The organism is Arthrobacter sp. ATA002 (assembly GCF_026898095.1).
Classification (GTDB): Bacteria; Actinomycetota; Actinomycetes; order Actinomycetales; family Micrococcaceae; genus Arthrobacter_B.
Map to the genome: position 1 here is coordinate 611184 of NZ_CP114015.1, position 21172 is coordinate 632355.

Here is a 21172-nt window from a genome sequence, read left to right on the forward strand (position 1 = left end):
GCGGATCAGTCCGGAAACCGGGAGCCCAGGGCACTGAGCACTCCGAAGGCCTTGGCCCGGACTTCCTCCCATTCCGCCGCAGGGTCCGAGTCGGCGGTGACGGCTCCTCCCACCCCCAGTGTCAGGGAGCTGCCCTGGACACCCAGCGTGCGGATCACCACGGAAAGATCCGCCGCGCCGCTGAGGGAAAACCAGCCCGCGACGCCGGAATAGGGCCCGCGCGGAGCGCCTTCGAGCCGGTCGAGGATGGCCATGGTGCTGATCTTGGGAGCGCCGGTCATGGATCCGGGCGGGAAAGCGGCGGCCACCGCTTCGGCCCGGGAGGCCTCGGGAAGCAGCCGGGCGTCCACGGTGCTGACCAGCTGGTGGACCGTGGCGTAGCTTTCCACTGCGAACAGCCGGGGGACCGCAACGGATCCGGGAACCGCGGAACGGGACAGGTCATTGCGCAGCAGATCCACGATCATGACGTTTTCGGCGCGGTCCTTCAGCGAGGACACCAGGTCCTCCTCCAGCCGCCGGTCTTCCTCAGCAGTGGCGCCGCGCGGACGGGTGCCTTCAATGGGTTCGGCGCGCAGCCGCCCGTCGGCGGCGATGGACAGGAAACGCTCCGGTGACGTTCCGGCGAGGGTGAAGCTGCCGAACCGCAGCAGGGAGGCAAACGGTGCCGGGCTGCGCTTTCTCAGCTCCCGGTACAGCTCCAGCAGCTGTGCGCCGTCGGGGGGATTCGGGAGGCGGGCACTGAGGGACGTGGTCAGGCAGACCTCGTAGGAGTTGCCGTCCGTGATCTCCTGCTGGGCGGACCGAACCTTCGCCTGATAGGAGGTCCGGCTGTCCCGGACGCTGAACTGCGGGGCGGGCGGAGCCGGCCGGCGGGGAAGTCCGGGGCCTGCGCTTACGGCAGCGTGCACGGCCCGCCGAACCCGGCCGGCCCAGGCGCCGCCGTCGTCGTCCAGCGTCAGCGCGTACAGACAGTCCAGTTCGTGGTCCAGCACCACGGCCCGGCCGGTAAAGAGCAGGGCGGCGTCCGGGGCGCCGTCCGGGGCCGGAAGGTCGGCGCCGCCGGTCTCACGCTTGAGCTCGTAACCCAGGAAACCCACCCAGCCCAGGGCGAACCCACAGGGGTAGTCCCGGGGAACGGCGGCCCGTGGCTCGCCCCACACCGTGTCCAGCCACTGGAAAAAGGGTCCGGGCCGGGACACGCTGACCGGCCCGGACACTATGGTGGTTACGCCGCCGCGGTGTTCGGCGTACCTGCCGTGCGGGCCGCCGTCGTCGGCCATGATGCTGTACCGGCTGCGCGCGGTGATGTGGGCCGAGCCGGAGGCAGCCGCGGGCGCCGGGGAAGCCGCGCTGGAACTGTCCAGCCACACCGCGCGGGGCGAATCCGCGTACAGGGCGGCGAACAGTTCCGCCGGCTCCGGCGGCATCTCCAGCCGGTCCACCCTCACGGCGCCGGCTGCCCCGGCTTCGGGCCGGGACAGCTGAAGCCGGGGCAGCTGCAGGCCGGCCAGGGCGCGCAGGACGTAACCGGCAGCTTCCGCCGGTGTACCGTGGCGGTGCTGCCGGTCCACGGTAATGTCCGCACGGGCAGCGGCGGGATCCGCGGCGGCCCAGCGGCGCTCCTGAGCCGCCCACCGCTCCCAGTGCGGCGCGTACGTGTCGCCGTCGCGTTCCAGGGCCTGTTCCCGGCGCAGCCCGGCCGGAGCGGATACCCAGACAGCGGCGTCCAGCAGGTGCCCCGCTCCGGCGGCGGTGGCGCCGACGCCTTCGAGGATGATGATCTCCGCCGGTGCGGTACTGCGCGGCGGCCCGTAACTCCCTGCTTCCCAGTCCCACGCCCGCCACACGGCGGGACGCCCTGCGGCAAGCGGCGCTGCGACCTTTTCACAGTAATAGGCGATGCCCTCAGCCAGGCCGTCCCAGCCGGGATAAATGTCCTCCAGATGAAAGAGGGACACCCGGTGGTGGGCGCGCAGGGCGGCTGCCAGTTCAATGGCAAGGGTGGTCTTGCCCGCACCGGAGAAACCGTCGACGGCGATCATCACCGGCAGCGCGGCGGTGCCGGCGGCCGTGGGGGAGGGAGGGGGCATTAGCGGGCGGTGCCGGTGACGTCTCGGTGCATGCCCCCAGCCTACCGAGTCTCCTGTCCGCCGGGCCCCCTGCCGGCCGGTGCTTAGGCGGCCGGGCTTACGCCCAGGCAATCACTTCCCCCGAAGGCAGCAGGAACCAGCCGTCAGCGGCCTCTGCCCAGCGCTGCCAGCCGGCCGCCATCCGTTGAAGCCCGGCGGAGTCGTTGAGTCCGCGGTCCAGGGCCTGCCCGGCAAAGGCGGAATGCAGAACCCGGTCCGCCCAACCCCCGCCAAACCATTCCCGGCGCTCCGCGGTGGCGTAGAGCCAGTTCGAGGAGGAGGGCTCGAACTCCGTGAAGCCCGCCTCCAGGGTCCAGGCCAGGAGCCGCCGTCCGGCGTCGGGCTCCGCTCCGTTGCCCCGGGCAATCCGCTGGTATGTGTCCATCCACTCGGTTAGCTCCGGAAGCTCGGGATACCAGCTCATTCCGGCGAAATCCGCATCGCGCACCGCCACGATGCCGCCGGGCCGGGTGACCCGCCGCATCTCGCGCAGCGCCGCCACCGGGTCGGCCAGATGCTGGAGGACCTGGTGCGCGTGGACCACGTCGAACGTTCCGTCCGGATAATCCAGGTCGTAGACGTTGCCCGCCGTGAAGCCGATGTTTGTCAATCCGCGCGAGGCGGCGAGCTTCCGGGCGGCGGCCACGACATCCTCGGAAGGATCCAATCCGGTGACCGGTCCCGGCTCCACCAGGTTGGCGAGGTCAGCCGTGATGCTGCCGGGTCCGCAGCCCACATCCAGCACCGCCATGCCCGGTTCCAGGAAAGGCAGCAGGTAGGCGGCCGAATCGGCGGCGGTGCGGGCGGCATGAACGCCCACCACGCTGGAATGGTGGCCGTGCGAATACTGTTCGGGAGCCATACGAGGAGGATACGCGGGGCACCGGCCGGACCGTCCGGAGTTTGCGGCGTGTGTCGCCCGGTCCGGACCGGTTCGGAACGATGGTCCCCTGGCCGCGGGCCGAAGGCCACTCTTGGAGAGGACAGCCATGGAACCGCGGGCGGAAAGCCCCAGGCTCACGAACACGCCCGACAGCCCTAACTTGAGTCTGGGCGACTCAAGTTTGTTGACAAAGAACGCGTCGTGAGTAGAGTTGAGTGCAGAAGGCTCAAGACGTGCGGCGGGACGGAGAATTCCTCCCGGCGGCGTCGTTTTCCACGGAAAGAGGAAGCAAACATGTCACGTGCAGTAGGTATTGACCTTGGAACCACCAATTCGGTTGTCTCCGTTCTCGAAGGTGGCGAGCCCACCGTAATCGCCAACGCCGAAGGCGGCCGCACTACGCCGTCGGTAGTCGCTTTCGCGAAATCCGGCGAAATCCTGGTCGGCGAAATCGCCAAGCGCCAGGCCGTGAACAACATTGACCGCACCATTTCCTCCGTGAAGCGCCACATGGGTACGGACTGGAAGGTGGACATTGACGGCAAGAACTACACCGCCCAGGAAATTTCCGCCCGCATCCTGCAGAAGCTGAAGTCCGACGCCGAGTCCTACCTGGGCGAGAATGTCACGGACGCCGTGATCACCGTTCCCGCGTACTTCAACGACGCCGAGCGCCAGGCCACCAAGGAAGCCGGTGAGATTGCCGGCCTCAAACGTGCTGCGCATCGTCAACGAGCCCACCGCCGCTGCACTGGCCTATGGCCTGGACAAGGGCAAGGAAGACGAACTCATCCTGGTCTTCGACCTCGGCGGCGGAACGTTCGACGTTTCCCTGCTCGAAGTCGGCAAGGACGAAGACGACTTCTCCACCATCCAGGTCCGCGCCACCGCCGGTGACAACCGCCTCGGCGGCGACGACTGGGACCAGCGCGTCGTGGATTACCTGCTGCAGCAGGCCAAAGCCAAGGGTGCGGACCTGTCCAAGGACAAGATCGCCCTGCAGCGCCTGAAGGAAGCCGCCGAGCAGGCCAAGAAGGAACTGTCCTCCGCGACCTCCACCAACATCTCCCTGCAGTACCTCTCGGTCACCCCCGAAGGGCCGGTGCACCTGGACGAGCACCTCTCCCGGGCCAAGTTCCAGGACCTGACCAAGGACCTGCTGGACCGCACCAAGAAGCCGTTCAAGGACGTCATCTCCGAAGCCGGCATCAAGGTCTCCGACATTGACCACATCATCCTCGTCGGCGGCTCCACCCGTATGCCCGCCGTCACCGAACTCGTGAAGGAACTGGCCGGCGGCCAGGAGCCGAACAAGGGCGTGAACCCGGATGAGGTCGTCGCCGTCGGCGCAGCCCTGCAGGCCGGTGTGCTGAAGGGCGAGCGCAAGGACGTTCTGCTGATCGACGTTACCCCGCTGTCCCTGGGCATCGAGACCAAGGGCGGCGTGATGACCAAGCTGATCGAGCGCAACACGGCCATCCCGACCAAGCGCAGCGAAACCTTCACCACGGCGGATGACAACCAGCCGTCCGTGGCCATCCAGGTCTTCCAGGGTGAGCGCGAATTCACCCGTGACAACAAGCCGCTGGGCACCTTCGAGCTGACCGGTATCGCTCCGGCTCCGCGCGGCGTCCCGCAGGTCGAGGTCACCTTCGACATTGACGCCAACGGCATTGTGCACGTGTCCGCCAAGGACAAGGGCACCGGCGCCGAGCAGTCCATGACGATCACCGGCGGATCCTCGCTCTCCAAGGAAGACATCGACCGCATGGTCCGTGAAGCCGAAGAGCACGCAGCGGAGGACAAGAAGCGCCGCGAGGCAGCCGACGTCCGCAACTCCGCCGAGCAGCTGGCCTACTCCGTGGACAAGCTCCTCACGGACAACGACGACAAGCTGCCCGAAGACGTCAAGACGGAGGTCAAGGGCGATGTCGACGCCCTGAAGAAGGCGCTGGAAGGCACCGAGAACGACGACGAAGTGAAGTCGGCGTTCGAGAAGCTGCAGACCTCGCAGACCAAGCTGGGCGAAGCCATTTACGCCTCCGCCCAGTCTGACGGCGCAGGCGCTGCAGGCGGAGCCGGTGCTGCGGGCGGTGCCGGTGCTTCCGACTCCTCCTCCGCGGGCGACGAAGACATCGTTGACGCCGAGGTTGTTGACGACGAAGACAAGAAGTAATCATGACGGCAGGGAACGAAAACCCCAACGAGAAGCCCAACCCCGACGAGCAGGACGCAGCCGGGCAGCCGGCGGAAGCTCCGGCGCCCGAGGGGGCCGGCTCCGCGGACACCGGTGCGGAGGGTGACGCCCTGGCCCAGGCCGAGCAGATCCTGAACAGCGCCGATGTCCCGGCGCAGCCCCAGGAAGCGGGATCGCCGGAAGCCGCGGAGCTGCGCAATGACCTGCTGCGGCTGCAGGCCGAGTACGTCAACTACCGTCGGCGCGTGGAACGCGACCGCGACGTTGCACGGGAAATGGCTGTCATCGGTGTGCTGAACACCCTGATGCCGGTCCTGGACGACATTGACGCGGCGCGCCAGCACGGCGACTTGGCGGACGGGCCGTTTGCCTCGATCGCCAACAAGCTGGAAAACACGCTGAAGACGTACGGTCTGGCAAAGATTGACGAGGTCGGTGTCGAGTTTGATCCGAACATCCACGAAGCGTTGATCCAGCAGCAGAGCCCCGATGTCCAGTCGGACACAGTGACGCAGATCCTGCGGGCCGGTTACCGGGCCAACGACAGGGTGCTGCGGGCGGCACAGGTTATCGTCTCCGTTCCGGAGCAGTAGCAGCGGGTGCCCGGGACCGTCACGGCCCCGGGCACCCTTTTTCTTCGGCAGTGCACGTCCGGCCCGTCATCGCGCGAAGGTTGCGGGCAGGAGCAGTAATTTATGGAAGGGGACTCCAATTGGCTAGTCAGGATTGGGTCGATAAGGATTTTTATAAGATTCTGGGTGTCCCCAAGGACGCGTCGGAAGCCGATATCAAGAAGGCGTATCGGAAACTGGCGCGCAAGTACCATCCGGACCAGAACCAGAGCGATCCGTCGGCCGAGCGGATGTTCAAGGACCTGTCCGAGGCCTATTCAGTGCTTTCCGACGCCGAAGAACGCCAGCAGTATGACGCAATCCGTGCCATGGGCAGCGGCGCGCGCTTCTCCGCCGGCGGCCCTGGCGGTGCCGGTCCCGGCGGCGGCCCTGGTTTCGAGGACCTGTTTGGCGGTCTCTTTGGCCAGGAGCCCGTCCCGGGGCGGCCGCCGCACCACCTACAGCACCACCGGCGGGAGCAACATTCCGCCCGAGTTCGCCGACCTCTTTGGCGGCGGCGGATTTGGCGGCGGCGGGTTCGGTTCGGCTCCGCCGCAAGGGTGCGGACCGGACAGCCAGCACCACAATTTCCTTCGCCGGCTCGATTAACGGAACGGTTATCGGCCTGCGTGAACCCAACGGTGAAGTCGTGGAGGTGCGGGTGCCGGCAGGGGTTAAGGACGGCCAGAAAATCCGGGTCCGCGGCAAGGGCCAGCCCGGGGCTGCGGGCAACGGCGACCTGATGGTTACCGTAAACGTGACCCCGCACGACTTTTGTGCGCGACGGCAACAACATCCGCATCCATGTCCCGGTGAGCTTCCCGGAGGCGGCGCTCGGCGCCACCATCGAGGTGCCCACCCTGACCGGGGATAAGGTCAAGCTCAAGGTGCCGGCGGGAACTCCGTCCGGCCGAACGCTGCGGGTCAAGGGCCGGGGCGTCCACACGTCAAAGGCGGACGGAGATCTCCTGGTCACCATCGACGTCGCCGTCCCCTCGCATCTGAATAAGGAAGCCCGGGCAGCGGTCGAGGCCTTCGCCGATGCCACCAAGGGTGAAGATCCGCGGGCCGGACTGGTGTCCAGGGCCCGGCTCTAGCAGCGCAGGCCCGGTTCGGTTTCCCGTGCTCCGGGAGCTGAACCGGGTTATCGTTACTACTTCAACTGCTGTCAAGGAGGAACAATGGGCATCGATGTCAATGCGCCTATCTTTGTGATCTCCGTTGCCGCAGAGCTGGCGGACATGCATCCGCAGACCCTGCGGCAGTACGACCGGCTGGGCATCGTCTGCCCCAGCCGCGCTCCGGGCAGGTCACGGCGCTATTCGCAGCATGACATCGACATGCTCCGCGAAGTCCAGCGGCTCTCCCAGGAGGGCGTGTCCCTGGAGGGCATCAAACGCATCATGCAGCTGGAAAACCAGGTGTCCGGGCTGCGTGCCCGGGTCCAGGAACTTTCCGAGGAACTGGAATCGATGCAGCAGCGCAATCCCGACCGGAGCAGGGTCTTCGCGGCCGGCCTCGCCGGCGACGTGGTCACCCTGACCCGCGGCCAGCGCCCGCCGGCGTCGCGCCCCTTTGCCAGCCAGCTGAGCCTGGCTTCGCTGGTCCAGCGGCGGGGCAAGCTGCGTGCCCTGCCCGCCGGGAAGCAGGAACCCGTCGACTATGCCGACGGCGGCTACGTCCCGTCCCTCTAGCGCAGGCGGCGGGCTTTCAGGACGACGTCTTCGGTGTGGTGCGCGCCGGCGCCGGCGGCAACATGCCGGGGGCGGACCTCGTCAACCTCAATCCGCCAGTTCCCGTCGAGAAGTGCACGGATTTCCGCCAGCCCCACATATTCGGCCAGATCAATACCGCGGGCCCGGGCGACGTCCGCGGTCGGCAGCGGGTGGTGCACGGCCAGGAGCAGGCCGCCGGGAGCCACCGCGTCCAGAAGCGCGCGTTCCGCGAGGTTCTCCGGCGTGCGCAGCAGGGCAGGGTACTGTGCCGACACCAGGTCAAAGGATCCGTCCGGCAGCGCCGCTTCGACCAGGCCCGAATGCAGCCACGTCACCCGAAGTCCGCGCGTCCCGGCCTCGCGGGCGGCCCGGGCAAGCGCCACCCGGGAAACATCCAGCGCCGTGACGTTCCAGCCCTTTTCCGCCAGCCACAGGGCGTCGGCGCCCTCGCCGCAGCCCACGTCCAGGACCCGCCCCGGCTTCACCTCTGTGACCTCCTGCACCAGCGTGCCGTTGGGCTGCCCGCTCCACAGGCTTGCCATCTCCGCGTAGCGCCGGTCCCAAAAGTTCCCGGGTTCGTCCGTCGCCTGCAGAGCGTGGGCGGGGGACTGCTGCGCATCACCGCGGGCGCCGTCATTTATCTCCATGGAAAAAGCATGCCGCGGCCGGCGCTGTGCCGCCAAGTTCTTTTGCTGAAGCGGCAACCGGGGCAAGCGCAGCGGACCCTAGAGCGGGGAATCTGCGTCCGGACGCAGCCGGATGAGCCGCTGCGGGCCGTCCTCGTCCAGCTCCACCAAATCCCCGTGCGAGGACAGGAAGTCGGTGAAGGAACGGAAACCGAGAGGCTTTTCATTAAAGAGGGGTCCATGCGGCGCATCTGGTTCTTCACGGTTCCCGTGTTGAGCCACTCGTCGGCGTCGCCCTTGGCATGGCCGATCTTCAGCGCCCGCACCAGGAGCTCGGTGGCGAGGGTGCGGGGATCAATGTCTTCGGCAGTGTCCGGTTCCTCGAACCGGACATCATCCCCGGTGTGGGAGAACATCGGAACCACGGTCAGCTTCCGTGCCGTGTCCGGCGCCTGGTCCTGCACAGCCGCTGCGCCGGCCTTCCCCTCGGCGGGTGCCGGAGCCGCTTCGCCGGCCTTCACGACGCCGGGCAGCGAGTCGTAGTCCTCGAACTCGTCACACGCGGCCGCCAGCGAGGTGCTGGTGGACCCGGCAACGCCGATGCCCACGACAAAGCGGCCGAGCCGCTTCGACTTCTGCGCCAGGGCGATGTAATCGGAATCGCCGGCCACGATGATGACGTGGGTGAGGTCGGGCAGCCGGAAGAGGTCTTCGACGACGTCGACGGCGAGCCGGATGTCGGCGCCGTTCTTGGTGCCGCGGGTCGTGGTGGTGAACAGCTGGGTGAGGTCCACCGCCCGGGACATCAGCTGGCGCTGGTAACTGGCGTTCACCGGAACAGACCAGTCGGCGTACGCGCGGTTGACCACCAGCGTGCCAAAGGACGCGGCGAAGTCGATGATGGCGTTGAAGTCGACGGTTGCTGCGGTCAGTTTGGCCGCGACCCCGGGGTCCGCGTCACGGTTGAACTTGTCGAAGTTGCGGATGCCGTCCCGCTGGAAGGCATTGCGTCCGTGCAGCTGCTGGTAACGCGAGATAACAATGTTGTCGAAGTCGATGTAGAGGCCGACGCGTGCGTCGTTGGGTTCAGTCATGGAAATCAGGCCTTGCGGTAGGTCAGGTCAAAGATCAGGCGGCCGGCCTGGTGGGCTTTGTTCTCAAAGCTGGTCAGGATGCGGCCGTCAAAGCGTGGGGCCCAGCCGCCCCGGGTATCGACGTCGTCCACCGGCGCCTTCTTTTCCAGGCCTTCCCGGTTCACCCGGGTAGGGGCTGTCCTCGCCGGCGCGCTCGCCGTCGTGCAGGTTCACGAATGAGCCGGATGCGTCCAGGACCTCGCGCATCTGCACCGCGTAGTCGGACCAGTCGGTGGCGAGGCGCCAGATGCCGCCGGGTAGCAGAACCCGGTCCACCAGCCCGGCGAATTCGTCCTTGACCATGCGGCGCTTGTGGTGGCGGGTTTTGTGCCAGGGGTCGGGAAAGAAGACCCAGACCTCGTCCACGGAACCCGCCGGAAGCATGGTGGTCAGGACCTCGGGGGCGTTCGCCTGGACCACCCGGACGTTGGTGAGTTCCTTCTGGCCGATGCGCTGCAGGGTCTGGGCGAGGCCGGGAAGGTAGACCTCCACGGCGAGGTAGTTCTTCCCGGGATTCTGCTCTGCGGCGTGGGTGACGGCTTCACCAAGGCCGGAACCGATTTCCACCACCAGGGGAGCGGTGCGCCCAAACTCGGCGGTGGCGTCGAACACGTACTCCGGGTCAACTGACGTGTCCGCTTCGGCGCGGGGAACGTCGATGACGAACCGGTCGGACAGCTCATCCCAGGCCTGCTGGCGGCGCCCCTGAAGGCGGGAGCCGCGGCGGACAAACGACACCGGTGAACGGAAATGCCGGGGATCGCCGGTTTCGCCGGTTTCAGTCCCGTGCTCCGGGGCGGCGGGTTCCGGAACCTCGGGGTCCGCAGCGTTCAGGGAGCCGGTGTCGGGCAGGGCTGGTTCAGTAGTCATCACTGTTAATGCTATCGGCTGGGACGGCGGCCGGTTTGCAGCCGCCCGCCGCTGCCCGGACGGTCCCGGCGGGCCCGCCGATTAGGAAACTGGGGGCAAACCGGTAAACTGGATGAAGTTGTTGTGTCTGCCGCGCCTCAAAGCCGCGTGTGTAAGCAGCACAACCTGCGTCGATGAACGCTTTCTTTTGTCCCGCCGGCCTTTGCGGCCGAGCCACTGGACACTGTCTGACTTTTCTTCGGCGAACCCCCGGCGCCATACGGTTTTGGGGGCCACTTACCGAAAGTTGCCTGTCTTTTAATGACTACTTTTGCTGCCCTTGGCGTACCCAAGGTCCTCGTTTCCTCCCTCTCCGCTTCCGGAATTGACGAAGCATTCCCGATTCAGGTTGAAACACTCCCCGATACCCTCAAGGGCCGCGATGTGCTCGGCCGTGGCCGCACCGGCTCCGGCAAGACCCTTGCTTTCTCGATTCCCCTGGTTGCCCGGCTGGCCGAGGCCGAAGCGGCTTACCGCCGCAGGCCCAACCGTCCGCTGGGCCTGGTCCTGGCACCCACCCGCGAACTGGCCACCCAGATCAACAATGTGATCGAGCCGCTCGCCAAGGAACTGGGCCTGACCACCACCGTTATTTACGGCGGCGTGTCCCAGCAGCGCCAGGAAAAGGCACTCAAGGCCGGCGTCGATATTGTCATTGCCTGCCCCGGCCGGCTTGAAGACCTCATGAAGCAGAAGGTCATCAGCCTGGAATCCATTGAAATCACTGTGCTCGATGAAGCCGACCACATGGCGGATCTTGGATTCCTGCCGGTGGTCCAGCGGCTGCTGGACCGCACCCCCGAAAAGGGACAGCGCATGCTGTTCTCGGCAACGCTGGACAACGGCGTGGACAAGCTCGTCCGCCGCTACCTGTCCAACCCGCTGACGCACTCCGTTGATGAGCCGCAGGCAGCGGTGTCCACCATGGACCACCACGTCCTGCTGGTCCAGGACCAGACGGCGAAGAAGCTGCTCGTCAAGGAACTGGCCTCCGGCTCCGGCCGCCGCATCATGTTCATGCGCACCAAGCACCACGCCCGCAAGATGGCTAAGTTCCTCACGGACAGCGGCATCCCCACCGTTGACCTGCACGGCAACCTGTCGCAGAACGCCCGCGACCGCAACCTGGCGGAGTTCTCCTCCGGTGACGTGCGCGTGCTCGTGGCCACCGACGTCGCAGCCCGCGGCGTGCACGTGGACGACGTCGAGCTGGTGGTCCACATCGACCCGCCCACGGAACACAAGGCGTACCTGCACCGCTCGGGCCGCACCGCGCGCGCCGGTTCCAGCGGAACCGTCGTCACGCTGACCCTGCCGGAGCAGAAGAGCGAAGTGTCCAAGCTGATGAAGGCCGCCGGCGTGGACGTGTCGATCGAGAAGGTTTCGCACAATTCTCCGTCCATCGCCAAGCTGATCGGCGACCGCGCCGCTGCTGTGGAGCCGCATGTGCGCGCCGCCCAGCTTGCCGCGAAGTCGCCCCAGCAGGGCGGCGGCCGCTCCACCGGCGCCAACGCCCAGCGCAAGCGCGCCGCCCGTTCCACCACCGCGCCCCGTGCCGGCGGCCGGGGCGGATCCGGTGGCCGCGGACGGGTCTCGGCTGAGCGCACGGAACGCAGCGACCGCAGTGACCGCAACGATTTCATGCCTGATGCTCCCCGTGGCCAGCGGTCGCAGGACGGGCGCCGCGGCGCAGCTGCTGCGTCCACCGCTGCGGGCCGCAACCGCCGTCCGGCCACCGGGCAGCGGGCCGGGGATGTCGCTCCCGCGGGCGGCGGCCGTCCGGCTGCCGGATCGCGTTCACAGGCGCCTTCGGGTGCCGGCCGTCCGGCACGCGGCGCCGGTCCCCGCCGGGCTACGGCTCCGGCTTCGAACGAGCGCCGTTCCCGCTAGCATTCAGCTCTGAAACGCCGGAAAGGCGCCTGCTTCCCCTGGAAGGCAGGCGCCTTTCCGGCATTTCGCTGTTGTGTTCCGGTGGTGGTATGGTCCGGGCTAGTCCAAATCGTAGAAGGACACGACGGCGGCGAAGCCGCGTCCCAGCACCGCCGGACGTTCCTCGCCGCCGGCTACGGTGTCGAGCAGGCCGAGTGCTGTCGCGGAACCGCCGGCAGCAGTGACCGTGGCGCTGCCGTGCAGCAGCACCAGGAACTGGCCGGGCCCGAGGGCCTGCGGATTCTTCTTGGACAGTTCGGCCACTATCACGGCAGCGCCGGTGGTGTTGCGGTCCGCGAACGTGTTCAGCACGGTTACCGGCCCGGTGGGCAGAGCGGCTTCGGCAGGAACATCCCCCGAATAGCGGAAGGGGCGGAACCTTTCCATGCCGTGTTCGGCGCCGTCCACCGTCAGGACCAGCAGCTCCCCTTCCACCGGAACCGTAATTCGGTCCATGCCCGGATGCCGGGTGAAAGCGCCGGGCTTGTCGATCGAAGCAATGCTGAGGCGCCATCCCGTTCCCGACGCCATCTCCTTGACCCGGCCACTGGCCTTTCCCCAGGGAACGGAGGGCAGGTCCGGGAACCGGATGATGGGGAAGCGGCATTCGCTGTGCTGGCCACGGTGTCCTTACTCTGTGAACACGATAAATGTTCTCTTACTCGACGGAAGGCTGCGGCTTGGTGCCGCGCAGGTAGTGGCGGCGTGCAGCGCCGTTGATCCGGAAACTGCGTCCGCTCGTCTCTGCCGGCTCAATCCGCATAAAGTGGTTCTTTTCGCCGCTCTGCCACGGGAAGAGGGGAAGATCCTCCGAGGCCAGGACCTCTTCGATGGAGTCGAGCCGGACAGCCGAGCCCTTCAGGACAACGCTCCAGGCCATCCTGGAGGTGGTCATCGTAGCCGTCCACTTCGAAAGCCACGGGCCCGCCGTCGACGGCTGCCCGGAGCTTGGTGCCTTCGGCGGTCCGGAAGACCACCGACCCCCGGTCCACGACAAAGTTAATCGGGAAAATCTCCGGATGCCGGCCGGCCACCACGGCCAGGCGGCCGACCGCCGCTTTGCGGATGTAGTCCCAGCATTGGTTGATCGTCAGCTCGGCGGGTTTTTCGGCAGGTGTTCCGGCATCATCATTGATAGGCGACATGCCCCCAGTCTAGTTGCAGCTGCGTCCTTCGCCGGAAATGCGCGGTGCCCCCGGTTATGGTGCCGCGGAGCGCGGTGCATCACAATGAGACGATGAACCTCATCCTGAACGTCATCTGGCTTCTGTTCGGCGGCATCTGGCTGGCACTGGGCTATGTACTGGCCGGCATCGTATGCTGCCTGCTGATCGTGACCATTCCGTTCGGCATTGCTTCCTTCCGGATCGCCGCCTACGCCTTTTGGCCGTTCGGCAGGACTGTGGTGGACCGCGGCGGAACACCGGGACTGCTGTCCACGGCGGGCAACGTGATTTGGCTGGTGGTGGCCGGCGTGTGGATTGCGGTGGGGCACATCCTGACCGCCATTCCCATGTTCATCAGCATCATCGGTATTCCGCTCGGGATCGCGAACCTGAAGATGGTGCCGATCTCCCTGATGCCGCTGGGCAAGGTCATTGTCCCGACCGGCCGTCGCGGCATCACCCCGTACGGCACCGCAGTTCCCTACGGGACCGGGCCCTACGGCTCGGCACCGGGTTACGGGCAGTACCGCGGCTAGCTGTCCCCGGCCGGCTGGCTAACCGGCGGCACCGTCCAAAAAGGCCTGCATCAGCGGTCCGCCGGACGTGGAACCGAGTTCGCCCTCGGCCACAAACACGGCCACGGCCAGGTCTCCCTGCAGCGCGACCACCCAGGCATGGGTCCGCGGCGGGGTTTCGCTGCCGAACTCGGCAGTTCCGGTTTTCGCCAGCACCGGTTCCCCCGGGACTTCCAGAAGCATGGCGGCTCCGCCGTCGGTCACGACTCCGCGCATCAGTTCGCGCAGCGACGCGGCTTCGGCTGCAGTGAGCGAGCCGGCGCCGGTGGTTTCCGCAGGTTCCGCCGCGGCGGACGACGTCGGTTCCTCCCCGGCGGCGGGATCCGCGCTGACGAGGACAGGGGTGACGCGCTCACCCTTCCCTACGGATGCGGCAGCTACGGCCATAGCCAGCGGCGAGGCCAAGACCTCGCCCTGGCCAATCAGGGAGGCGGCGTGGTTGGTGCCTTCGGCGGTTTCCGGAACGGAACCGAAGAACCCCGGAGTGCCGATGGGCTGTTCCACTGCGATGCCCAGGTCCGCGGCAGCAGCGGCCAGCGCCTCTTGGGAAACGGCGTCGCGGGTGCTGATGAAGGCCGTGTTGCAGGACTGGGCAAAGGCGTCGCGGAGCGGGATGTCTCCCACGAAGGCTGCCGGGTAGGTGCCGGCATTGTTGAACTTCCGCCCGTCGACGGTCAGCTCGGCCGGGCAGGAAAGAACGCTGTCCGGAGTGCTTCCCTGCCGCAGCAGCGCGAGCGAGGTGGCGATCTTGAAGGTGGATCCCGGCGGGTACTGGCCCAGGAGGGCGGTCTGCTGGCCCTCGCTGCCGGGCCCGTTCGCCACCGTGAGGACGTCCCCGGTGGACGGCTGGACGGCGACGATGGCCGACGCCGACGGCTCGTCTTCCAGGATCCCTTCAGCGAGGGTCTGCAGCCGGGGATCGAGGGACGTCTGAAGGGGCGTGCCGTCACTGGAGTTGGTGCTGAAGACGATGTTGCTGCCTGACGTGTTTTCGAGGGTGACTGCCACGCCGGGTGCGCCCTGCAACTGCTCATCGTATTGCTGCTGCAACCCGGAGAGCCCGGTCTGGTCCCCGGCGGAAAGCCGTCCGCCGGACCCTTCAATCAGCTCTGCGGTAGCCTCGCCCACCGTGCCGAGCAGGGCACGGGCAAAGGTCCTGGTGGGCGCCAGCACCCGCGAATCAGGAAGTGACAGTGCGCCCGGGATGCCGGCGAGGGCTTCGGGAGTTACCGGACCGTCCGCTTCCTGGCGCTGCACGATCGCTTCGACAAAGGCCTCAGGACCGGACGCCTCCACCTGGGCCGCGTACCCTGCCGGATCCAAACCTGCGAGTTCGGCCAGCGCCGTGGCGGAGGCCGCCTGCTGCTCCGCCGGAACGTCGGGCTTGTTGATCCCGATGCGCAGCACGGGCCGGGAGCTCATCAGGGGCTGGCCGTTACGGTCCAAAATCTCGCCCCGCAGCCCCGGAGATGTGGTGCGGACCAGGCGGTCGCCATCGGCAAGGGGCTCGAAGAGCACGGACGGAGCCCACTGGACCTGCCAGGCGTCATCGTCGCCGCGGCGCAGTTGGGCGGTGCTTTCGTAGGACCAGTCCGGAGCCGAGTCCATGTTCACGTCCCAGGCGTAGGACAGGCGGGCGGCGGCGGCGCCGTCGTTCTCTGCATCTTCATCGATCCCGGCCACGGTGACCGCGGGACGGACCGGGCCCATGCCTGCCAGCAGCGTCTCCAGCTCGGTGTTCACCTGGGCCGGCGTACCCGCGGTGAAGGAGGACGCCGACACATCAGCGCTGCTGAGGCCTTCCGCCAGCACTGCCGCGGCGTCGTCGGGCGAGGGCTTGTCACTGGAACAGGACATCAGCGTCAGCGTCAGCGCCGAAACAGCCAGAACGGATGTGAGTGTGCGGTTTTTCCCCATCCGGACAGGGTAACCCGTGTCGGCACGGGGTGAAGGTCACATGACACACAGGAGGGCGGCCGGATAAATCCGGCCGCCCTCCTGCTGCGGGGTGTGCGTACCGCGGGGGAGTGCTAGACCGTTCGGGCCGCCTTCACCAGCTGCGCGCAGCGTTCACCGATCATCATGGTGGTGATGTTCGGGTTGACCGTGACCAGCTCCGGCATGACCGAGGCGTCGGCCACCCGCAGCCCGGTGACGCCCTTGACCCGCAGCTGCGGATCCAGGGGTGCCATCGGATCATCGGCGGCACCCATCCGCACGGTTCCGGCCGGGTGGTAGACGGTGTTGTGCGTCTTCTTGATGTACTCGGTGATCTGCTCGTCCGTCTGCACGTCCTTGCCCGGGTAGAGTTCCTCGCCTACCCACTCCGCCATGGCAGGCTGTGAGACAATCTCCCGGGCCTTCCGGATTCCGTAGACCATGACCCGCAAGTCGTGCGGGTCGGTGAAGTAGCGCGGATCCACCATCGGCTTGTCCCGGAAGTCCCGGCTCCGCAGCCGCACGGTGCCGCGGGAACGGGCATGGGTGACGTTCGGTGTCAGGCAGAAACCGTTCTCCGTGGTGGGGTAGCCGTGGCGCAGGGTGTGCATGTCAAACGGCACCGCCCCGTAGTGGAACATCAGGTCGGGGCGGTCCAGCCCGTCTTCGGTGGGAGTGAAGATGCCGATCTCCCACCACTGGGTGGAGGTTTCGGACATCGGTTTCTTCGCCTCCCACTGGATCACGCCTTCCGGGTGGTCCTGCAGGTTCTCGCCCACGCCGGGGGAATCCACCCGAACCGCCACCCCGCGCTCTTCGAGGTGTTCCTTCGGGCCGATGCCGGAGAGCATCAGCAGCTTCGGGGAATCGATGGCTCCGGCGGAGAGAATGACCTCCCGGCGGACGCCCAGGTGCTTGGCGCGTCCAAACGGGTTGTCGACGACGTCGACGCCGGTGCAGCGGTTCGCGTCGTCAAATGTCAGTTCCCTGGCGAGGTACCCGGTGAGCAGGGTGAAGTTCTTCCGCTCCATGATCGGGTGGATATAGGAGACGGAGGAAGAGGAACGGGTTCCGTCGGCACGCCGGTTAATCTGGAAGAAGTTCGCACCGTTAATCACGGTTTCCCCGGTGTTGAACTTAACCCGCGGGATGCCGGACTGCTCGCAGGCGTCCAGCAGGGCGACGCCGCAGGGATCGTTGGCGGGGATGTTCATCAGGTGCACGGGGCCTGAATCGCCGTGATGCGGCGCATCCGGGCCGGCGTCCTCGTTGGTCTCCAGCTTGCGGTACAGCTCCCAGGCCATCGTGGCGTTCCAGCCCTCGGCGCCGAACTTGGTTTCCCACTCGTCGATGTCTTCGCGGGGAGCCCAGAAGGCAATGCAGGAGTTGTGGCTGGAGCACCCGCCCATCACCTTGGCCCGGGCCTGGCGCATAAAGGAGTTGCCGTTTTCCTGGGGTTCAATCTGGTAATCCCAGTCGTAGCCGGATTCCAGGAGCTCCATCCACCGGTCCAGCTGCAGGATCTCATCGACCCCGCGGTCATCGGGGCCGGCCTCGACCAGTGCCACCTCGACGCCGGGATCTTCGCTCAGGCGGGCCGCTGCAGCCGCTCCGGCGGACCCGCCGCCAACAACGATGTAGTCGAATTCCGTCTTCTCAGCCATAAGGTCCTAGCCCTTTCCATGGTCGGTGAACCAGCCGGTCACCTGGGGGTTGATGTTCTGGTAAATGTGCTTGGCTTCCTGGTATTCACCCAGTCCCGTCGGGCCCAGTTCACGGCCGATGCCGGACTGGCCGTAGCCGCCCCATTCGGCCTGCGGCAGGTACGGGTGGAAGTCGTTGATCCACACGGTCCCGGCGCGCATCCGGCGGGCAACGCGCTGGCTCTTGCCGGCGTCCTGCGTCCAGACGGCCCCGGCCAGCCCGTAGTCGGTGTCATTGGCCAGCTCCACGGCCTCGTCCTCGCCGCTGAACGTTTCCACGGTGACCACGGGACCGAACGCCTCGTCCATCAGCGAGGACCCGCCGCGGCGAACGTTGTCCAGCACGGTGGGGGCGTAGTAGAAGCCCTTTTCCAGCTCCCCCGTGCCCCAGGTGCCGCCGCAGCGGATGCGGGCGCCTTCCTCCACGGCCTTGTTGACGTAGGCGGTGACCTTGTCGCGGTGCGCGGCGGAGATCAGCGGCCCGGTTTCCGCTTTCTCATCGAAGGGGCCGCCCATCCGGATCATTTTCGCGCGGCGCACCAGTTCGTCCACGAACCGCTCGGCGATCGGTTCCTCGACGAGCAGCCGGGCGCCGGCGGAGCAGACCTGGCCGGAGTGGACGAAGGCGGCGTTCAGGGCGTTATCCAGCGCGGCGTCGAAGTCGGCGTCGGCGAAAATGACGTTGGGGTTCTTGCCGCCCAGCTCGAGGGCGACCTTCTTCACGGTCTTGGCCGCGGAGGCGGCAATGACCTTGCCGGTGGCCACGCCGCCGGTGAAGGAGACCAGATCCACGTCGGGGGATTCGGACAGCGGTGCACCGGCTACGGGCCCGGCACCGAGCACCAGGTTGGCGACGCCGCGGGGCAGGCCGAGTTCTTCGAGCACCTGCATCATCAGGATGGCGGTGTGCGGGGTCAGCTCGGAGGGCTTGAGGATGAAGGTGCAGCCGGCTGCCAGTGCGGGCGCGATCTTCCAGGCCGCCTGCAGCAGCGGATAGTTCCACGGGGCGATCAGCCCGCAGACACCCACCGGCTCGTATTCGATCCGGCTGACGACGTCGTTGTTGCCGGCGTCCACCATCCGGCCGGCGTTCGATGCGGCGATCTTGCCGAAGTAGCTGAAGCAGGCGGCGATGTCGTCCATGTCGATGTCGCTTTCCACCAGGCGCTTGCCGGTGTCCAGCGTCTCCGCACGGGCGAATTCATCCTTCCGCTCGCGCAGCCGGGCGGCGACCTTCAGCAGGAAGTCCCCGCGCTCCGGAGCGGGCACGGAGGACCATTCCCCACGCGCCCAGGCGGCCTTGGCCGCGGCAATGGCTTTTTCGGTGTCCTCGCGGGTTGCTTCGGAAACCGTGGCGACGAACTCTCCGTCCGCAGGGTTGCGGATCTCCCGGGTGCCGCCGTCGGACGCGGGAACCCACGCTCCGTCAATGAACAAAGTGGCCGTTGTCATGCTCGTCCTCCTCGCTGACAAAGTCAGCTTCCCAGTTGTCTTTCGGAACCTGGTCCTCCGCGATGGAGGTATTGCCCGGCACCTCCCGGTTGAGGTGCAGGAACTCCAGGTGGGTTTCATAGTGGTCCAGGACATCGGTGATGACCTGTTCCTTCGTGTAGCCCTTGAGGTCATAGCCGTGGCTGCCCTCAAGGGAGAACACCTCCATGCGGAAGTACTTGCTGTCCGCCGATGCGTTGTGAGCATAGGACGGGGTGTCGTACTGCACGGGGTAGATCTGGTATTTGAAGCCGCGCTCCTCGGCCATGCCCACCTGCAGATCCAGGTGGTGGATGCCGTGCGGTGCCACTTCGCCTTCGCAGAGCACGACGTCGGCGCCGCGCTCCTTGAGTTCGTCGTGGACTTCCTGCAGCGCGGGCCTGGCGACGGACTGTACGAAGCGCTCGGCCTGCCGTGGGCCGGGGTAGCTCATTACCCTCGAAAGCCGCTGGCGCCAGCTCCGGCCGCTGCGCATGTCCAGACTGCGGCCGGCGATAATGTTCGGCAGCGACGCGCGGTAGCTGTCGGTCAGTGAGTTTTCCACCCGCAGGGCCTTGTAGACCCCCAGCATGATGAACAGCAGCAGGATGGACAGCGGCAGGCCCATGATGATGGTCGCGTTCTGCAGGGTTGTCACGCCGCCGACCATCAGCATGGCCAGGGTGAGCAGGCCGGTGACCAGGGCCCAGAAGACGCGCAGCCACTTGGGGCCGTCGGAATCCGCATTCTTCAGGTGGGAGGTGAAGTTGGCCATCACCAGTGCACCGGAGTCAGCGGAGGTCACGTAGAACAGCAGCCCCGTGAAGGTGGCGATGGCAGCAGTGGCCGGAGCCCAGGGATATTGTTCGAGGAGCCCGTAGAAGGCACGCTCGGGCTGGTTCATGGCAACTTCCCCGAATGCCGCGTTACCGCCGATGACCAGTTCCAGGGCGGAATTCCCGAAGATGGAGATCCACAGCAGGATGAAGGCAAACGGTACAACCATGGTGCCCAGGACGAACTGGCGGATGGTGCGGCCGCGGGAAATCCGGGCCAGGAACAGGCCGACAAACGGCGCCCAGGCAATCCACCATGCCCAGAAGAACAGGGTCCAGGAGCTGAGCCATTCATCCGGGCGGTCATAGGCCATCGTGTCCATGGTCATCGACGGGAAGCGGCTGAGGACGTCGCCGATGTTCTGGACAATCCCGTCGAGCAGGAAGTTGGTTTTGCCTGCAATGAGCACAAACAGCATCAGGCAGACGGCGAGGATGACGTTAAGTTCGGACAGCCGGCGGATGCCCTTTTCGACGCCGGAGACGACGGACACGGTGGCCATCACCACGGACAGCGCAATCAGGGCAATCTGTACGGTCAGGTTTTCGGGAAGGCCAAACATGAAGCTCAGCCCGTAGTTCAGCTGGACGACACCGATGCCCAGGGACGTGGCAATGCCGAAGATGGTGCCGAGCAGGGCGGCAATATCCACGCCGTGTCCCAGCGGTCCGTCAATCTTTTTGCCGAAGATGGGGTACAGGGCGGAGCGGATGCTCAGGGGCAGGTTGTGCCGGTACGCGAAGTAGCCCAGGGCGAGACCCATCAGGGCGTAAAGGGCCCAGCCCGTGATGCCGTAGTGGAACAGGGTCAGCACCAGCGCCTGGCGTGCGGCTTCGGCGGTGGCTCCGTCTCCGCTGGGGGGAGCAAGGTACTGGGTGACAGGCTCGGAGACCGAGAAGAACATCAGGTCGATGCCGATGCCCGCGGCGAACAGCATGGCCGCCCAGGTGAACAGGCCGAACTGCGGCTTGGAATGGTCCGGTCCGAGCTTGTCCTGCCCACGCGCGTCAATGCGGTGGCCAGTACGAAAACCACGACCAGGCTGACCACGAGGAAGTAGTACCAGCCCATGTTGACCGAAACCCAGCCGACCATGGAACCGATGACCGACTCGGCATTGTCCTTGGCCAGCATGGCCCACAGGGCAATGGCGAGGATTCCGGCTGCCGAACCTATGAAGACCGTTTTGTTGACTCGGGTCCGCGGAACAGCGGACTCCGCTGCCTTCGGTTCCGCAGGTTTGCTCATGGGGTCATTCCTTCGGGTTGCTGTGGAGTTATAAGGCGCTCCGGCAGCCCGGGACGTCGATTAGAGCCCCCGGCGACGCACCGGACTGCCGCCGCTCTGC

13 protein-coding genes and 5 pseudogenes are annotated in these 21172 nt (G+C 66.7%); 6 read left to right on the forward strand and 12 right to left on the reverse strand.

Translation table 11 applies throughout. From position 1 onward, the window contains the following. Nucleotides 1–5: 5 nt before the first annotated feature. Together pabB and OL239_RS03195 are read right to left on the reverse strand one after the other, a co-directional pair. Nucleotides 6–2093 (reverse strand): aminodeoxychorismate synthase component I, encoded by a 2088-nt coding sequence (gene pabB, locus OL239_RS03190; protein WP_268910710.1) that lies wholly within the window; start codon nt 2091–2093, stop codon nt 6–8. A gap of 97 nt (nt 2094–2190) precedes the next feature. After that, nucleotides 2191–2994, reverse strand: coding sequence for a methyltransferase domain-containing protein (locus OL239_RS03195; RefSeq protein WP_268910711.1), 804 nt, complete (start codon nt 2992–2994; stop codon nt 2191–2193). 315 nt (nt 2995–3309) lie between these two features. Between OL239_RS03195 and dnaK the strand changes: the two are divergent. The 4 genes and pseudogenes from dnaK to OL239_RS03215 all read left to right on the forward strand — a co-directional run bounded on the left by dnaK (nt 3310) and on the right by OL239_RS03215 (nt 7517). Next, nucleotides 3310–5191, forward strand: a pseudogene (gene dnaK, locus OL239_RS03200) (molecular chaperone DnaK). A 2-nt stretch (nt 5192–5193) separates the two neighbouring features. Next, nucleotides 5194–5805 carry a nucleotide exchange factor GrpE gene (locus OL239_RS03205; protein ID WP_268910712.1) on the forward strand — a complete coding sequence of 204 codons (612 nt, stop codon included), beginning with the start codon at nt 5194–5196 and terminating at the stop codon, nt 5803–5805. A gap of 119 nt (nt 5806–5924) precedes the next feature. Continuing rightward, nucleotides 5925–6920, forward strand: a pseudogene (locus OL239_RS03210) (DnaJ C-terminal domain-containing protein). 84 nt (nt 6921–7004) lie between these two features. Beyond that, nucleotides 7005–7517 (forward strand): heat shock protein transcriptional repressor HspR, encoded by a 513-nt coding sequence (locus OL239_RS03215; RefSeq protein WP_268910713.1) that lies wholly within the window; start codon nt 7005–7007, stop codon nt 7515–7517. Here OL239_RS03215 and OL239_RS03220 read toward each other — a convergent pair. From OL239_RS03220 to trmB, 3 genes and pseudogenes are all read right to left on the reverse strand, one after another. Further along, nucleotides 7514–8185 (reverse strand): class I SAM-dependent methyltransferase, encoded by a 672-nt coding sequence (locus OL239_RS03220; protein ID WP_268910714.1) that lies wholly within the window; start codon nt 8183–8185, stop codon nt 7514–7516. The genes OL239_RS03215 and OL239_RS03220 overlap by 4 nt on opposite strands. Further along, entirely contained in the window at nt 8176–9258 is a 1083-nt protein-coding gene (locus OL239_RS03225; RefSeq protein WP_329609334.1) for an NYN domain-containing protein, read from the reverse strand. Before OL239_RS03225 ends, OL239_RS03220 begins: the two co-directional genes overlap by 10 nt. Before the next feature lie 5 nt (nt 9259–9263). Further along, a pseudogene (gene trmB, locus OL239_RS03230) lies at nt 9264–10167 on the reverse strand (tRNA (guanosine(46)-N7)-methyltransferase TrmB). A gap of 300 nt (nt 10168–10467) precedes the next feature. On the opposite strand from trmB, the gene OL239_RS03235 reads away from it, so the two are divergent. Beyond that, nucleotides 10468–12096 (forward strand): DEAD/DEAH box helicase, encoded by a 1629-nt coding sequence (locus OL239_RS03235; protein WP_268910715.1) that lies wholly within the window; start codon nt 10468–10470, stop codon nt 12094–12096. 99 nt (nt 12097–12195) lie between these two features. On the opposite strand, the gene OL239_RS03240 is transcribed toward OL239_RS03235, so the two are convergent. The 3 genes and pseudogenes from OL239_RS03240 to OL239_RS19290 form a co-directional block, all read right to left on the reverse strand. Next, on the reverse strand, nt 12196–12666 hold the full coding sequence (locus OL239_RS03240) for a HutD/Ves family protein (protein WP_268910716.1): 471 nt from the start codon (nt 12664–12666) through the stop codon (nt 12196–12198). Between the two features lie 127 nt (nt 12667–12793). After that, complete coding sequence (locus OL239_RS19285) at nt 12794–13030, reverse strand: hypothetical protein (protein WP_329609429.1); 237 nt, start codon at nt 13028–13030, stop codon at nt 12794–12796. Nucleotides 13031–13079: 49 nt separating this feature from the next. Continuing rightward, a pseudogene (locus OL239_RS19290) lies at nt 13080–13280 on the reverse strand (pyridoxamine 5'-phosphate oxidase family protein); the annotation flags it as partial. A 92-nt stretch (nt 13281–13372) separates the two neighbouring features. Here OL239_RS19290 and OL239_RS03250 point away from each other — a divergent pair. Further along, entirely contained in the window at nt 13373–13837 is a 465-nt protein-coding gene (locus tag OL239_RS03250; protein ID WP_268910717.1) for a YccF domain-containing protein, read from the forward strand. An 18-nt stretch (nt 13838–13855) separates the two neighbouring features. Here the strand turns inward: OL239_RS03250 and OL239_RS03255 are convergent, their stop codons facing one another. From OL239_RS03255 to betT, 4 genes and pseudogenes are all read right to left on the reverse strand, one after another. Beyond that, nucleotides 13856–15793 (reverse strand): penicillin-binding transpeptidase domain-containing protein, encoded by a 1938-nt coding sequence (locus OL239_RS03255; protein WP_268910718.1) that lies wholly within the window; start codon nt 15791–15793, stop codon nt 13856–13858. Nucleotides 15794–15906: 113 nt separating this feature from the next. Next, nucleotides 15907–17478, reverse strand: coding sequence for a GMC family oxidoreductase (locus OL239_RS03260; RefSeq protein WP_268910719.1), 1572 nt, complete (start codon nt 17476–17478; stop codon nt 15907–15909). A 6-nt stretch (nt 17479–17484) separates the two neighbouring features. Next, nucleotides 17485–18969 carry an aldehyde dehydrogenase family protein gene (locus OL239_RS03265; RefSeq protein ID WP_268910720.1) on the reverse strand — a complete coding sequence of 495 codons (1485 nt, stop codon included), beginning with the start codon at nt 18967–18969 and terminating at the stop codon, nt 17485–17487. Next, nucleotides 18944–21072 (reverse strand): annotated as a pseudogene (gene betT / locus OL239_RS03270) (choline BCCT transporter BetT). Before betT ends, OL239_RS03265 begins: the two are co-directional and overlap by 26 nt. Nucleotides 21073–21172: the final 100 nt, after the last annotated feature.

What these genes read in the sequence shown, in the direction of transcription:
- pabB (WP_268910710.1), bottom strand. Translation starts at nt 2,093, where the DNA reads ATGCCCCCTCCCTCCCCCACGGCCGCCGGCACCGCCGCGCTGCCGGTG.
- OL239_RS03195 (WP_268910711.1), bottom strand. Translation starts at nt 2,994, where the DNA reads ATGGCTCCCGAACAGTATTCGCACGGCCACCATTCCAGCGTGGTGGGC.
- OL239_RS03205 (WP_268910712.1), top strand. Translation starts at nt 5,194, where the DNA reads ATGACGGCAGGGAACGAAAACCCCAACGAGAAGCCCAACCCCGACGAG.
- OL239_RS03215 (WP_268910713.1), top strand. Translation starts at nt 7,005, where the DNA reads ATGGGCATCGATGTCAATGCGCCTATCTTTGTGATCTCCGTTGCCGCA.
- OL239_RS03220 (WP_268910714.1), bottom strand. Translation starts at nt 8,185, where the DNA reads ATGGAGATAAATGACGGCGCCCGCGGTGATGCGCAGCAGTCCCCCGCC.
- OL239_RS03225 (WP_329609334.1), bottom strand. Translation starts at nt 9,258, where the DNA reads ATGACTGAACCCAACGACGCACGCGTCGGCCTCTACATCGACTTCGAC.
- OL239_RS03235 (WP_268910715.1), top strand. Translation starts at nt 10,468, where the DNA reads ATGACTACTTTTGCTGCCCTTGGCGTACCCAAGGTCCTCGTTTCCTCC.
- OL239_RS03240 (WP_268910716.1), bottom strand. Translation starts at nt 12,666, where the DNA reads ATGGCGTCGGGAACGGGATGGCGCCTCAGCATTGCTTCGATCGACAAG.
- OL239_RS19285 (WP_329609429.1), bottom strand. Translation starts at nt 13,030, where the DNA reads ATGACCACCTCCAGGATGGCCTGGAGCGTTGTCCTGAAGGGCTCGGCT.
- OL239_RS03250 (WP_268910717.1), top strand. Translation starts at nt 13,373, where the DNA reads ATGAACCTCATCCTGAACGTCATCTGGCTTCTGTTCGGCGGCATCTGG.
- OL239_RS03255 (WP_268910718.1), bottom strand. Translation starts at nt 15,793, where the DNA reads ATGGGGAAAAACCGCACACTCACATCCGTTCTGGCTGTTTCGGCGCTG.
- OL239_RS03260 (WP_268910719.1), bottom strand. Translation starts at nt 17,478, where the DNA reads ATGGCTGAGAAGACGGAATTCGACTACATCGTTGTTGGCGGCGGGTCC.
- OL239_RS03265 (WP_268910720.1), bottom strand. Translation starts at nt 18,969, where the DNA reads ATGACAACGGCCACTTTGTTCATTGACGGAGCGTGGGTTCCCGCGTCC.